14 protein-coding genes are annotated in these 13,948 nt (G+C 26.1%); all 14 read left to right on the forward strand.

All coding sequences use genetic code 11. The features are described from left to right. Window positions 1-140: 140 nt before the first annotated feature. Window positions 141-839 (forward strand): response regulator transcription factor, encoded by a 699-nt coding sequence (locus ACYUE0_RS07990; RefSeq protein WP_460270180.1) that lies wholly within the window; start codon window positions 141-143, stop codon window positions 837-839. After that, on the forward strand, window positions 829-1,944 hold the full coding sequence (locus tag ACYUE0_RS07995; RefSeq protein WP_460270135.1) for a sensor histidine kinase: 1,116 nt from the start codon (window positions 829-831) through the stop codon (window positions 1,942-1,944). Before ACYUE0_RS07990 ends, ACYUE0_RS07995 begins: the two co-directional genes overlap by 11 nt. 98 nt (window positions 1,945-2,042) lie before the next feature. Continuing rightward, the gene (locus ACYUE0_RS08000) at window positions 2,043-2,909 is read left to right on the forward strand and encodes an ATP-binding cassette domain-containing protein (protein ID WP_460270136.1); all 867 of its coding nucleotides are present in this window, start codon (window positions 2,043-2,045) and stop codon (window positions 2,907-2,909) included. Continuing rightward, window positions 2,909-4,147, forward strand: a complete 1,239-nt coding sequence (locus tag ACYUE0_RS08005; RefSeq protein WP_460270137.1) for an ABC transporter permease — start codon at window positions 2,909-2,911, stop codon at window positions 4,145-4,147. The genes ACYUE0_RS08000 and ACYUE0_RS08005 overlap by 1 nt, the downstream gene beginning before the upstream one ends. Further along, window positions 4,129-5,244, forward strand: coding sequence for a hypothetical protein (locus ACYUE0_RS08010; RefSeq protein WP_460270138.1), 1,116 nt, complete (start codon window positions 4,129-4,131; stop codon window positions 5,242-5,244). Before ACYUE0_RS08005 ends, ACYUE0_RS08010 begins: the two co-directional genes overlap by 19 nt. A 2-nt stretch (window positions 5,245-5,246) precedes the next feature. Further along, window positions 5,247-5,768, forward strand: a complete 522-nt coding sequence (locus tag ACYUE0_RS08015) for a VanZ family protein (protein WP_460270139.1) — start codon at window positions 5,247-5,249, stop codon at window positions 5,766-5,768. Between the two features lie 284 nt (window positions 5,769-6,052). Beyond that, window positions 6,053-6,667 carry a DUF3267 domain-containing protein gene (locus tag ACYUE0_RS08020; protein ID WP_460270140.1) on the forward strand — a complete coding sequence of 205 codons (615 nt, stop codon included), beginning with the start codon at window positions 6,053-6,055 and terminating at the stop codon, window positions 6,665-6,667. A gap of 272 nt (window positions 6,668-6,939) precedes the next feature. Next, window positions 6,940-7,416 (forward strand): hypothetical protein, encoded by a 477-nt coding sequence (locus ACYUE0_RS08025; RefSeq protein ID WP_460270141.1) that lies wholly within the window; start codon window positions 6,940-6,942, stop codon window positions 7,414-7,416. Window positions 7,417-7,539: 123 nt separating this feature from the next. Beyond that, on the forward strand, window positions 7,540-8,130 hold the full coding sequence (locus ACYUE0_RS08030; protein ID WP_460270142.1) for an ATPase: 591 nt from the start codon (window positions 7,540-7,542) through the stop codon (window positions 8,128-8,130). A 168-nt stretch (window positions 8,131-8,298) separates the two neighbouring features. After that, window positions 8,299-8,991 carry a response regulator transcription factor gene (locus ACYUE0_RS08035; protein ID WP_460270143.1) on the forward strand — a complete coding sequence of 231 codons (693 nt, stop codon included), beginning with the start codon at window positions 8,299-8,301 and terminating at the stop codon, window positions 8,989-8,991. Window position 8,992: 1 nt separating this feature from the next. Continuing rightward, a complete protein-coding gene (locus ACYUE0_RS08040) occupies window positions 8,993-9,928 on the forward strand; it encodes a sensor histidine kinase (protein WP_460270144.1) in 936 nt (311 codons plus the stop codon). Window positions 9,929-10,152: 224 nt separating this feature from the next. Beyond that, a complete protein-coding gene (locus ACYUE0_RS08045) occupies window positions 10,153-11,076 on the forward strand; it encodes an ABC transporter ATP-binding protein (protein ID WP_460270145.1) in 924 nt (307 codons plus the stop codon). After that, window positions 11,069-11,761 (forward strand): ABC transporter permease, encoded by a 693-nt coding sequence (locus ACYUE0_RS08050; protein ID WP_216451617.1) that lies wholly within the window; start codon window positions 11,069-11,071, stop codon window positions 11,759-11,761. The genes ACYUE0_RS08045 and ACYUE0_RS08050 overlap by 8 nt, the downstream gene beginning before the upstream one ends. 182 nt (window positions 11,762-11,943) lie before the next feature. After that, window positions 11,944-13,662, forward strand: a complete 1,719-nt coding sequence (locus ACYUE0_RS08055; protein WP_460270146.1) for an oleate hydratase — start codon at window positions 11,944-11,946, stop codon at window positions 13,660-13,662. Window positions 13,663-13,948 lie beyond the last annotated feature (286 nt).

The raw sequence follows: 13,948 nt of genomic DNA on the forward strand, positions 1-13,948 counted from the left end.
AAAAGAAATTAGTAAAGAATAACGTAAATATTAACAGAATATTTTAAGCTATATTTAACATTTATGTTTATTATTAATTTTTTTGTAAAAATATATTTAAATTATGTATAATAAATATATGAATCAATAAAGGTGGTGATATTATGGAGAAAATATTAATTGTTGAAGATGATGAAGATATTAGAAAAATTTTAAAGATTTATTTAGAAGGTCAGTCTTATGAGATTTTAGAAGCTGAAAATGGATATGAAGCTATGAAACAAATAGATAATAAACTAGATTTAATTATCTTAGATTTAATGCTTCCTGATATAGATGGACTTACTATTTGCAAAAATATAAGAAAAAAATATCATTTTCCTATTATAATGATTACAGCTAAAAATGCAGATCAGGATAAAATATTAGGGTTAAGTTATGGTGCTGACGATTATATTACAAAACCATTTAATCCATTAGAAGTTATTGCTAGGGTAAAAGCACAACTTAGGCGTTATAATCAATACGGAGAGAATGAATTTGATATGGATAACTCAGATAAAATCTATTATAAGGGTCTTATATTAAACAAGAAAAGCAAAAAGGTAAACATCAATGGAGAAGATGTCAAGCTTACACCAACTGAGTTTAAGATTTTAGAGGTTTTATTAGATAGAAAAGGACAAGTTTTAAGTGGAGAGGAATTATTTCATTTAATTTGGGATGATGAGTATTTCTCAAAATCAACTAATACTATTACAGTACATGTTAGAAATTTAAGAGAAAAAATAGGTGATTCTTCTGAAAAACCGCAATATATTAAAACTGTATGGGGGGTAGGTTACATAATTGAAGCGTAAGAAGTGGAAATGGAATTTTTATATTATTGCATTTATAGCATATATATTTGTACTTATATTTATTGATGGTTATTTAGAAGGAAGTGTAGCAGAGTATTTTGTAAGAACAATTCTTGATGATAGAGAAGAAGCATTAAGTGTAGGTGGATTTCATATTATAAGGGGAAGTTTTAGATGGGATAGATTAAGAGATATATTAACATTTCTTGCTGTTGGAGGATTTTTAATTTTAGAAATATGTGTTCATTTTGCTTCTAAAATATCAAAAAATAAACAAAATAAAAAAATTTTAGAGCAAGTTGAAGAAAGAATAAGTTTATTTCAAAATGGAGAAAATCCAAGTGAAGTTCAAGAATTTAAGGTGATTGATATGGAAATTAAATCAATTTTAAATGAAAAAGAAAAGATAAGACAACGTATAGAAATGGAAATACAAAAGAAAAATGATTTAGTTACATATCTTGCCCATGATTTAAAAACACCATTAACTAGTATTATTGGCTATCTTAATATTTTAGAGGAATCGGAAGTAGCTGAGAATATACGTAAAGAATATTTAAAGAGAGTGCTGGACAAGGCATATCATTTGGAGGATTTAACTAATCAATTTTTTGATATTACAAGATTTAATCTTCAAGATATTCCTTTAAATAAAACAGAAATTAATGGAGAGTTTTTTCTTGAACAAATAACTGACGAATTATATCCATTACTATTACCAAAACAATTGAAATTAGATTTGAATGCTTCATCAAATATTAGAATTTATGGTGATGGAACACTTTTAGCGAGAGTTTTAAATAACTTATTAAAAAATGCAATTAGTTATAGTAATAATGATTCAATTATTAAGGTAACTGGTAAAGAGGAAAATAATTCAGTAATTATAATTGTTGAAAATGATGGAGATATAATATCTAAGCAAGAACTTGAGCTTATATTTGAAAAATTTTATCGTCGAGATAAGGCTAGAAGTCAATCATCTGGTTCTGGTTTAGGACTTGCTATTGCAAAAGAGATTGTTGAACGACATAATGGAATATTAAAAGCAGAAAGTTTAAAAGGACATACTAAATTTATTATTCATTTACCAAAATCTTTATAAAATCTTTATAAATTCTAAATAAATCATAAATAAACCTTTGTTCAATCATTGATAAACTAATGATAAGACAAAGGTTTATTTATTTTAGGAGGAATAACATGGAATTAAAAATTGATAAAGTGACAAAAGAATTTAAAGATTTAAAGGCTGTAAAGGATGTTGATTTAAATTTTACACCTGGAATATGGGGACTTTTAGGACATAATGGAGCTGGAAAAACAACACTTATGAGAATGATGGTAGGAAATCTAAGGCCTAGTAAAGGAGAAATATTTTTTGATGGTAATTCAATCTCTAGTTTAGGTGGAAAGTATTTAGATAAAATAGGTTATCTGCCTCAACATTTTGGTTACGATAAAAATCAAACCGTAGAGGATTTTCTAAAATATATAGCTTCTTTAAAAGGAATTGATAAGGAATTAAGAAATAAAAGGATTATAGATTTATTAAAACAGTTTAATCTATATGATGTAAGACGTAAAAAAGTAGATAAGCTTTCTGGAGGTATGAAAAGAAGAGTAGGTATTTGCCAAGCAATGTTAAATGATCCAGGTATTTTAATTGTTGATGAACCAACAGCTGGTTTAGATATTGAAGAGAGAAAAAACTTTCGTCAATATTTAACAACAATTAGTAAGGAAAAGATTATTATTTTATCTACTCATATTGTTTCTGACATAGAATTTATCGCAAACTATCTTATACTTATGGAAAAAGGAGCAATTATTGAATATGGAGAAAGTAATGCTTTAATTAATTCTATTGATGGTATGGTTTTTGAAGCATTGGTAAGAGAAGAAGAGGTTCATAGGTTAGAAAAGAAGTATAAAGTAATGAATTTTAGAAATGAAGGAGATGGATTAGTAGCAATTAGATATATTGCAAAAGAACCATTAGAAAATAGTAAAAAAGTGAAACCTAATCTTAATGATTTTTACCTTTCAAAAATAAAGGAGGTTAAATAATGGATCTGTTTATTTCTGAATTTAAACGTCAAATAAGCGCAAAAAGATTTATATCATATATTTTGATTTCTATAATTCTTGCTGTTTTATGGGCTTGGTTTATTATAGGAGGAGCCACAGCAGATTTTATGCAGGCAGGGTGTTATAAAGAATATAAAGGTAAAGCAGCAATAGAAGTTGCAGCTAAGGATAGAAATGTTACTGCTGGAAAAATGACTGAAGATAAATTTCAAAAAGGGCGTGATGCATTTGTTAATGCATTAAGAAGCGATGATGAAAGTGATGTGGAAATTACTAAAGACTTATTACAATATGCTGTTTATGCTGATAGTTTAGTAATGCAGAATATTCAATTGAAAAACATTAGGGGAGAATCTATAAATGGATATGTAAAACTTCCTGAGAATGCAGGAAAAAGTTTTTATGAAAATGAAGATATATGTTATGAGCATATGATGAATTTAAAGTTAAAAAATGAATCTGAAAAAGAATTAGCTTTAAAAATGTGGAATGAAGTAGAAAAACCATACACTTACTATGGAGGTTATGAGGTTTGGAGTGAGGGTGCTGAACATATACAAATTTTTACTTTTATTCTTTTAATAATAGCTGGATTCTTTTCAAGTGGAATTGTTGCAAGGGATAAGGAAAGTGGTTTAGATGAAATTATATCCACAACTAAAAAAGGAAGAAAAAATTTATTATGTCCCAAACTTTTGTTACCAATAATTATGGCAGTTTTAATATATACTGTGGGAATGGGAACATATGTAGTAATTTTAAAGCATTATCTACCAGCAGATGCCCTTCAAACATCAGCTCAAGTATTTATGAAAACAGTGCTACCTTATAATTTAGATGAACTTATGAAAAATATGATTATTTTTGGATTAGTAGGAATAATTACTATTTCTGCATTTACTACTTTTATTTCATCTATAAGTAAGAAAACTTCAATAGCAATGAGCATTATAGTGCTAGTAATTATTAGTGGGTTCATATTGTCTTTAATGATGAATGCAAGTAATTCTATAATAAGTTTTATTAATTTTATCTTACCAGGAAGTGTAATATTTTCTTTTTTTAATATTGGGGTTCCGGTGGTTTCTATTTTTGGCAAAGCAATATTATCTTTCAAACTAAGCTTAATAATAAGTATGTTACTAATTTTAATTAGTTTGATATTGACTTCATGGACTTACGTTAGGAGGGGAATAAAATGTTGTTTCAAGAAATAAAACGCCGCTTGTTTACAAAATATGTTTTATTCTCTGTGATTGGAATTTTAATTATTACACTAGGTTTAAATTTTATGTTAATACATGATGAAAATGACACAAGCTATAATTTGCAACAAGAGTATTTTTATGAAGGTGATATTAAAGAAGATGAGCTTTTAGTTGCACTTAAAAAAGTTCGTGATGAAAAATCTGAAGAATCACGTTATATATCTCAACTATATATTATTAATAGTCTTGTTAATGCTTATCCAGGTATTTTATATACTGAAAATAAAGTTAAGGATTTTCCAGATAAATTTGCAAAAGATTTTTATCAATGTTGGAAATATAAGTTTGAGGCATTAATTAAGAAACTTCCTTCTTCACAACAAGAAATAGCTAAGGAGAAATTAAATCAAGTTAAGATTCCATTTAAGCAATATGAAGGACATCAAATATATCCTTTTGTACTAGGAAACATTCAAATCATTTATATGATAATTGCATTTCTAGTAACATTTTTTGCAGTAAGTACTTATTCAGAGAGTTTTGAAGATGGTAGTATGGATATTATTATGACAACAAAATTTTATAAAAAAAATATGTTCATAAGAGTTTTACCAGTAATTATTTATGGAGTTTTATTGACTATAATAGCTACTCTAGGAACAGTATTTATAATAAGTTCTAAGTTTGGATTCAAAGGATTAAAAAGTAGCTTTAAAATGATTTCATTATTTTCTTATGGCAATTTTACAATAGGACAAACTATATTAATTATGGCAATGGCAGAAGTTATAGGGGTTTTTGCGTTATCTACGGTAATGGGATATTTATCTTTAAAATTAAAGAAAACCACTGTAGTTATGGCTATAGGTGTTGGTTTAAATATGTTTTATATAATTGTAAGTAAGTTTATGTCATTTTCAACAAATTTAATAAAATATTTACTAAATGCAATTCCTATGTCAACTCATCAGGTATTTATCAGTATGAATGAATTTTCTTTAGATTTCAGAATTTGGGAACCATATGAAATTATGATTGAAGTATTAATAGTATTTATAATCTCTTTTATAACATTAACTTTTTCCATTAATAGAAAGGAAGTTTAAAAATGAAGAAAAAATGGAAATTTATATATGGTTTTATTATAATAGTTTACACTCTTATATTACTTAATATTTTAATATTTAAGTACTTAGATAATCCATTGCAGCTAATTACAGGGAATCATCCAGATTATCGAGGAATAAATCTAATTTTATTTAAAGATATTTGGGATGCTAATTGTTCTGTAGGTTATAATAAAAATTCAATAATAGGAAATATTTTGTTATTCGTACCACTTCCTATTCTTTATAATATAGTTATAAAAAATAATTGGAAAAAATCTTTACTATTATCTTTTGAAATCAGTGTAATTGTGGAATTAACTCAATATATATTTAGAATAGGAGCATTAGATATAAATGATGTTTTTTTAAACACATTAGGCGGTTTTTTAGGAATTATTATTTATAAGTTTGCAAAAAAAGTATTTCCTGAAAAGTATGTAGTAAAAATAATAGGAATTTTAGGTGGATTAGCAGGGATTTTAGTTGTTGCATTAGATACTCTTATATATATTTATAATTAATAAATTTTATAAAGTTAATAAGATAGGACTTAAACGTTCTATCTTGTTTTGTTTTGCATGCAAAATTATGGGAGTTTATACGTATTAAAAAGGTAAAAAAATTACTTTATAAAAAAATAAGTTGAAATTTTATAATAAAGTAAAATTTTTGTAAATATAAGTCTAATATATGTGATATTTTGTAAATTATGTTACAATAAATATTATATAAAATATAATCTAATGAAAAATAGTAGTATGTTATATAGGTAATATACCATATATTAAAGGAAGGATTGTGATTAATGAAATATATAAAAAAAATACCCAATTCTGATAAAGAGTTAAGCAACAAATTAATAAATGAAGGATGGAAAAAACTAAAGGAACCATCTAATTTAGCTATGGCAACTTTACTCTCAGTGCCTTTCATGTTTATAAATGGAATCATTTCTGTTGCTATTGCATTTTATTTGTATCCACCGTTAAAAGAGTTTTTTAGTAGCACACATAGTTTTAGTATTGAATTCAAATTAGATTCATTTTCGCTAATATATATTGGTGTGATTTTATTGTTTATGACAATACATGAATTTCTACACGCTTGTTTCATACCTAATGTATTAAAGTCAGATAAAACATATTGGGGTATTAATGGAGTTTGTGGATTTGTTTTTACTACTGAAAAAATAAAAAAGAACAGGTTTTTAATTATTTCTATTATGCCATTCATTTTATTATCAATTCTATTACCGTTCATTCTTAATATTTTTGGATTATTAAATTGGTTTACTATATTTTTATGTTTAATAAATGCAATGGGATCCTGTGTAGACTGTTTAAACATATGTATTGTAGCAATTCAAGTTCCAAAGGGTTCATATATTGTGAACAATGGGTTTGAAACATATTTTAAGTAAGTTTTAATTATAAGAATTATAGGGAAACAAGCTCTAATTTAAATTTATTCAATAACCTTAAAATATTTTCATACAAAATGTAGTGTTGAATTCTAAGCGATTCAGAGCATGTCTCACTATTTGGGGTATCCAAGTTTTGGAATGGGTAATTTAAAAAGTCATATTATTATGTTGATATAAGAAAATAAAATAATAAAAGAGTTTAAATAAGGATTATATTTGTCTAAAATGAATATTTTAAGTCAGATTTTAATCCTTTTAAGGAGCATGAAATGAAAAGCGATATATTTACAATTTTACAAATCCCATCAAATAGTAGTTTTAGCGAAGTAAAAATGCGCTATAATAATATGAATAAAATGGAGTTTCACACTCAAAATACAATAAAAGCTAGTTATAAAGAGTATTGCAAAAATCATAAAAGGGATATTTTCCTTTTTTATATTAAAGAAATAAAACTTATGATAAAAATTTTGTTTGGTATAGGAATTGCCACTGTTCCTATGTATATGACATATATGGAAGGGTTTAAAGGGCAACGCCAATTTGTATTGATTTTATTTTGCAGTATTTATTTATTTTTTGCTGGTTGGGGAGTAGAGGCTCTTTCATGTATTCAATATGAAAAAATTAAAACAATCCCATTAATAGGTACTAAACTTTACATTATTTTAAAATTAGGTATAGGTATTGCTATTGGTGGCTTAGTTGCATTATTTCAACTTTTTTCACGTATTTTTGCAAGATAGACTCTATTAAGTTAGAAAATTATATATGTAAAAAGATATTCTGGAATTAGCAAGAAGTTTTGACAACTAAATTATAGTTAGATATATAATACTGTATAAATAGTTTTTCAGGAGGTTTATAATATGAAAGATAAGTTGAAACGTTATACTATTTTTGCAGGAGTAAATGGTGCAGGAAAAACATCAATGTATAAGTGTATGTATTTAAGTGAAAATAGAGATGAAAAAAGAATAAACACTGATGAAATGGTGGAAAAAATTGGCTCATGGAAAGATAATAAGCTTCAAATAAGATGTGCAAGAGAAGCTGTTAAATTAATAAAGACTTATATTTTGGAAGGAACATCATTTAATCAAGAAACAACTTTATCAGGTAAAAGTATTATTAATAATATAAAGAAAGCAAAAAATAATAATTTTTATATTGTAATGAATTATATAGGTGTAGAAAGTCCTGAGGTTGCTAAAGAAAGAGTTAAAATAAGAGTTAGTAAAGGTGGACATGGAATACCAGATGAGGCTATTGAAAGAAGATATTATGATTCGCTAGAAAATTTAATAGGTTTAATTGAGTTATGTGATGAAATAAATATTTATGATAATACATACAAGCTTAATGAAATAATGAAATTTCAACATGGAAAACTTATATGGAGTAATAAAGAGTTGCCTAAATGGTCAAGAAAAATATTAAGAATAGCTAGTAAAATATAGTCAATTTGCTAGCTATTTTTATGTAAAAATATTATAGATATATTTCAATATAATGAAGCCTGTATCTCTATATAATAATATATAAACTTAGAAACAAACATATATTTACAATAATCAATAAGCTATAATAAAATTATACACTAGATATTAAAAAGAGGTGAAATATTTATGAAAAATAAAATTCTACTTATTGAAGATGATATAGCTATTAGTGAAATGGTTGAAAATTATCTAAGAAAAGAAGGATTTAATATAACTACTGCTTTTGATGGTGAAGAGGGATTAGTTAAATTCTTGAATAATTCTTTTGATTTAATTATTCTTGATATAATGATGCCTAAACTAGATGGAATGGAAGTTATGAGAATTATTAGAGAAAAAAGCGTAATACCTATCTTAATTATGTCAGCAAAGGATAGTGATGTTGATAAGGCTATAGGGTTAGGATTAGGTGCTGATGATTATATTGCAAAACCATTTTCTATGGTAGAACTATCTGCAAGGATTAAGGCGATGATAAGACGTGCAACCCAATATGATAAAAATGATGAAAAGGAAGATATTATTAATGTTAACGATATAACTATTGATTTAAATAGTTATGTAGTTACTAAAAAAGGTGTAATTATACAGCTAACTTCAAAAGAATTTAATATTTTAAAGTTGTTTATATCTAATCCTAATAGAGTTTTTACTAAGGCACAAGTCTATAATTTTATTTGGAATGATGATTATTTTGGAGATGATAATGTAATAAATGTACATATGAGAAGATTAAGAGAAAAAATAGAGGACAATCCTTCAGAGCCTAAATATATTAAAACACTATGGGGAATAGGCTATAAATTAGGAGAATTTTAAAATGAGTGTTTTTTTAATAATAGTAATAGTTATTTTATTATATATAATTTACTTTCAATACAAATCTAAGAGGCACATAAGTACGAATTTAAAATACATATATGAAAAATTAAACAGTATTATAGCTAATAACACCAGTGAAAAACTTTTGGCTTTTACTGATGATAAAGAATTAATACATATATTAATAGAAATTAATAAGCTTTTAGAACATAATCAAAAAATACAGGCAGATTACTCAAAGGTTGAGGTAGCAATGAGAAAAATGCTTTCAAATATTTCTCATGATTTAAAAACCCCTCTTACAGTGGTTCTTGGATATATTGAAACAATAAATTTAGACAAGAACATAAATAATGAAGAGAGGGAAGTTTTATTAGGAAAGGTAGAAAATAAAACAAAAGAGGTAATGGAGCTTATTAATAAGTTTTTTGATTTAGCTAAGCTAGAATCAGGAGATAAAGATATTCCTCTTACAAGAATTAATATGAATGAAGTTTGTAGAAAAAATATATTAGATTTTTATGATATATTAACAAGCAAAGGTATTGAGGTTATTATTGATATTCCAGAAAAGAATATGTATTCTTTAGGAAACGAAGAGGCATTAGATAGAATTATAAATAATTTAATATCAAATGCTATCAAATATGGTAGTGAAGGAGGAGTTTTAGGACTATCCTTAAAAAGTGATGAAAAGTATGTATATGTAGAAGTTTGGGATAAAGGTAAAGGAATTAATGAAGTACATAAAGATAGGGTTTTTGAAAGAATGTATACTCTTGAAGATTCAAGAAATAAATTGTATCAAGGTGGAGGTCTTGGACTTACAATAACTAAAAGACTTATAGAAAAATTAGAAGGGGAGATTTTTTTAGATAGTAAGCCTTTTGATAAGACAAGCTTTACAGTAAGATTAAAGAGAATAAATTATTAACGAATATGTACAGAAGTTAATAACAAAGTGTTCCATTTGTGATGGATGTAAAGCTGTAAAGTATTCATTGATTAGGAGCTTTAGATAGTTAAGAGTAATAGATGAAAAGAAAAATAAAATAAAAAAATGCAACTTAAGGATTTTGTAAGATTTAAGTAATAAAAAAGAGAAGTTCAATTACTAAAATATAAGTATAGGAACAGTAATTGAAAGGAGAATTTATCATGTCTTATATATTAAAAACTAATAATTTAATAAAAACATATAATGGCAAAGAGGTTATATCGAATGTAAGTATGAATATAAAAAAAGGTGAGATTTATGGCTTTTTAGGTCCAAATGGTGCAGGTAAAACTACTATTATGAAGATGATAACAAATTTGATTAAACCTACAAGTGGTGAAATTGAGATTTTTGGTGAAAAATTAACAAATACCTCTTATGAGCTTTTGAAAAGGTTAGGTACTATAATTGAGTATCCTGTATTTTATGAGAAACTTACAGCAAGAGAAAATTTAGAGCTTCATTGTGAGTATATGGGTTATTACGATAAGAAAGCAATTGATAAAGCATTAGAACTTGTAAATTTAAAAAATATCAATAATAAACCAGTTAAGGACTTTTCACTAGGTATGAAGCAAAGGCTTGGAATAGCAAGGGCTATAACTACAAAGCCAGAATTATTAATATTAGATGAACCTATCAATGGACTAGATCCTATAGGTATTAAAGAATTAAGAAATTTATTCAAAATGTTAAGTAAGCAATATGGTATAACAATATTAATTTCTAGTCACATATTAGGTGAAATTGAACAAATGGCAGATACCATAGGAGTTATAAATAATGGAAAATTAATAAAAGAAGTTTCTATGGATAGCATTAGGGAAAATAATACAGAGTACATAGAACTAGTTACAAATGACTGTAAAAAAACAACTTATGTTTTATCAAATACTCTTAATATATCTAATTTTAAGGTTGTAGATAATAACTTAATTAGAATATATGAAGATAATATATCTCAAAGTGTTATATTAAAAACTTTGATTATAAATGATATAGTTATTAAAGAGATAACCACTAGAAGTATTTCTTTAGAAGATTATTTTTTAAGTTTGCTGAATGGAGGTACTATTAGTGCTTAAATTAATAAAATTAGAAATGAAAAAAACTAAAGTTAGATATGTTAAAGGGGTTCTAATTTCAAATTTAGTTATGATGGCTTTATTAGCAATAACAATTTTTGGAGCAATAGGTGAAGGAAATTTAGAATTTACTAGATATACTTTTATTTTTTCAATGGTTGACTCCATGATAAGAGCTACTTTTATAATATTTGCTTCAGTGCTTCTTGCAAAGTTTATTATTGAAGAATATAAAAATAACACAATTACCATTCTATTTATGTATCCTATAAATAGAAAAAAACTGATTATGGCAAAACTAATTATAGTAGCATCATTTACTTTTATAGCTACAGTTTTATCAAATATATTTATAGATTCTGCTTTATGTATAATTAATAATTTTTATAACTTCACTACAGATAAAATAACAGTTTCTTTAATAATAAACAGTTTTAGAAATATTTTTATTAGTGGACTACTTTCTGCTGGTATATCTCTAATACCTTTATACTTTGGTATGAAAAAGAAATCTGTACCTACTACAATAATATCTGCAATTATAATAGTATCTATTGTATGTTCAAATGGTAATGGTATTTCATTAAATTCCATTATTGCAGTACCAATAACTCTTGCTCTTATAGGGGTATTTATTGCATATTTATCTATAAAAAACATAGAACATGTAGATATTAATAAATAAGATATTAGTTTATATTTATAGATAAGTTTTAGCCGTATTACTAATTAAGTGATACGGTTTTTAGTATTATAAAAAGGGTATAAGTTTAAGATAAAATGTACAATTTGAATAATTATAACTAATCTGTTTTAAACTAATATAGAAAATAATATATTAATAAAGTGAAAGTTGAGGATAGTTATATGAGTAAAAAAAATAGTATAAATCCCTTTATTATATTAGGAGCTTTAGCTGGTGCAGTAACTATAGCATCTGTAGGAGCGAAAAAGATTAAAAATAACTCAAAAATATTTGAAATATCAATTACATATGGTGAAAATGAAGATAAGCAAGTATATTTTGTTGGTGGGGGATTAGCTTCTTTAGCTGGTGCAGCCTACCTTATAAGAGATTGTAATTTTAAAGGAGAAAACATTCATATTATAGAAGGAATGAAAGTCCTTGGTGGTAGTAATGATGGTGCAGGTAATGAAGAATATGGCTTTGTATGTCGTGGTGGTAGAATGTTAAATGAAGAAACCTATGAGAATTTCTGGGAACTATTTTCAAGTATTCCATCTTTAGAGTTGCCAGGCAAAAGTGTTACTGAAGAAATTCTTAATTTTGACCATTTACATCCAACCCATGCACAAGCACGATTAATAGATCAATATGGATTTATTCAAGATGTTACTACCATGGGATTTAATAATTCTGATCGGATTGCTCTTGGTAAATTAATGATTACTCCAGAAGAGAGTTTAGATGATATGACTATTGAGGAATGGTTTGAAAATACCCCTCATTTTTTTGAAACTAACTTTTGGTACATGTGGCAAACAACCTTTGCGTTCCAAAAATGGTCTAGTCTATTTGAATTTAAACGTTATATGGAACGTATGATTTTTGAATTTTCCCGTATTGAAACTTTAGAAGGTGTTACACGTACAGCATACAATCAATATGAATCTGTTATTCTTCCATTAAGGGCTTATCTAGATGAATTTGGAGTTGATTTTAGTATTAATTCAAATGTAACAGATTTAGATTTTAAACAGGGAGAAGGTATTACAGTAACTGCTATACATATAGAAAATGATGAAGGAAAAGAAATTATAAAATTAAATCATGGAGATGTTTGTATTATGACTAATGGATGTATGACTGATTGTGCAACTTTAGGTGATATGTATACACCTGCTGAGTATAAACCGGAAAATCCAATATCCGGAGAACTTTGGAGGAAAGTAGCTGATAAGAAGGATGGATTAGGTAATCCAGAGCCTTTCTTCGGACATCCAGAAGAAACTAATTGGGAAAGCTTTACTGTAACTTGTAAAGGTAATAAGCTTTTAAAATTAATTGAAAAATATTCTTCTAATATTCCTGGTAGTGGAGCGTTGATGACATTTAAAGATTCTAGTTGGTTAATGAGTATTGTTGTTGCAGCACAACCACATTTTAAAAATCAACCAATGGATACAACTATCTTTTGGGGATATGGTCTATATACAGATAAAATTGGTGATTATGTGAAAAAGCCTATGCGTAATTGTACCGGTGAAGAGATATTAATAGAACTTTTACATCATCTACATATGGAAGATGAACTTGAGGAGATAATAGAGACGGTAGTAAATGTTATTCCATGTATGATGCCATATATAGATTCACAGTTTCAACCACGTAAGATGACAGATCGTCCAAAGGTTGTGCCAAAGGGTTCAACAAATTTTGCTATGATTAGTCAATTTGTTGAAATACCAGAAGATATGGTATTTACAGAAGAATATTCTGTACGTGCAGCAAGAACTGCCATATATACATTATTTAATGTTAAAAATAAAAAAGTACGTCCTGTGACTCCTTATAAAAAACATCCAAAGGTTTTAAAAGATGCATTAAAAACAGCTTACAGATAAAAAATATCTATAATATTACTTAGTAAGTGCAATGTTTACTATCTTATAACTTGATTTTCTAGAGAAATTTGAACTTTAAAATAGTAGCTACAAATCTATGAAATTAATTCAATTATAAATTTCTATAAAAATTTATAAAATACATATAAAAGCGTGTGAATGCACGCTTTTGTTGTATTTAATATAAATGTATTGCAAAAAATAAAAAATGTATAAAATAATTTTAATTGATACGTGATATTAACCAATATTGAATATATAATACAAATATAACATGTTTGATGTG

It is taken from the genome of Clostridium sp. CTA-19 (assembly GCF_054767855.1).

What these genes read in the sequence shown, in the direction of transcription:
- ACYUE0_RS08040 (WP_460270144.1), top strand. Translation starts at nt 8,993, where the DNA reads ATGAGTGTTTTTTTAATAATAGTAATAGTTATTTTATTATATATAATT.
- ACYUE0_RS08035 (WP_460270143.1), top strand. Translation starts at nt 8,299, where the DNA reads ATGAAAAATAAAATTCTACTTATTGAAGATGATATAGCTATTAGTGAA.
- ACYUE0_RS08000 (WP_460270136.1), top strand. Translation starts at nt 2,043, where the DNA reads ATGGAATTAAAAATTGATAAAGTGACAAAAGAATTTAAAGATTTAAAG.
- ACYUE0_RS08005 (WP_460270137.1), top strand. Translation starts at nt 2,909, where the DNA reads ATGGATCTGTTTATTTCTGAATTTAAACGTCAAATAAGCGCAAAAAGA.
- ACYUE0_RS08025 (WP_460270141.1), top strand. Translation starts at nt 6,940, where the DNA reads ATGAAAAGCGATATATTTACAATTTTACAAATCCCATCAAATAGTAGT.
- ACYUE0_RS08010 (WP_460270138.1), top strand. Translation starts at nt 4,129, where the DNA reads ATGTTGTTTCAAGAAATAAAACGCCGCTTGTTTACAAAATATGTTTTA.
- ACYUE0_RS08020 (WP_460270140.1), top strand. Translation starts at nt 6,053, where the DNA reads ATGAAATATATAAAAAAAATACCCAATTCTGATAAAGAGTTAAGCAAC.
- ACYUE0_RS08055 (WP_460270146.1), top strand. Translation starts at nt 11,944, where the DNA reads ATGAGTAAAAAAAATAGTATAAATCCCTTTATTATATTAGGAGCTTTA.
- ACYUE0_RS08045 (WP_460270145.1), top strand. Translation starts at nt 10,153, where the DNA reads ATGTCTTATATATTAAAAACTAATAATTTAATAAAAACATATAATGGC.
- ACYUE0_RS08030 (WP_460270142.1), top strand. Translation starts at nt 7,540, where the DNA reads ATGAAAGATAAGTTGAAACGTTATACTATTTTTGCAGGAGTAAATGGT.
- ACYUE0_RS08015 (WP_460270139.1), top strand. Translation starts at nt 5,247, where the DNA reads ATGAAGAAAAAATGGAAATTTATATATGGTTTTATTATAATAGTTTAC.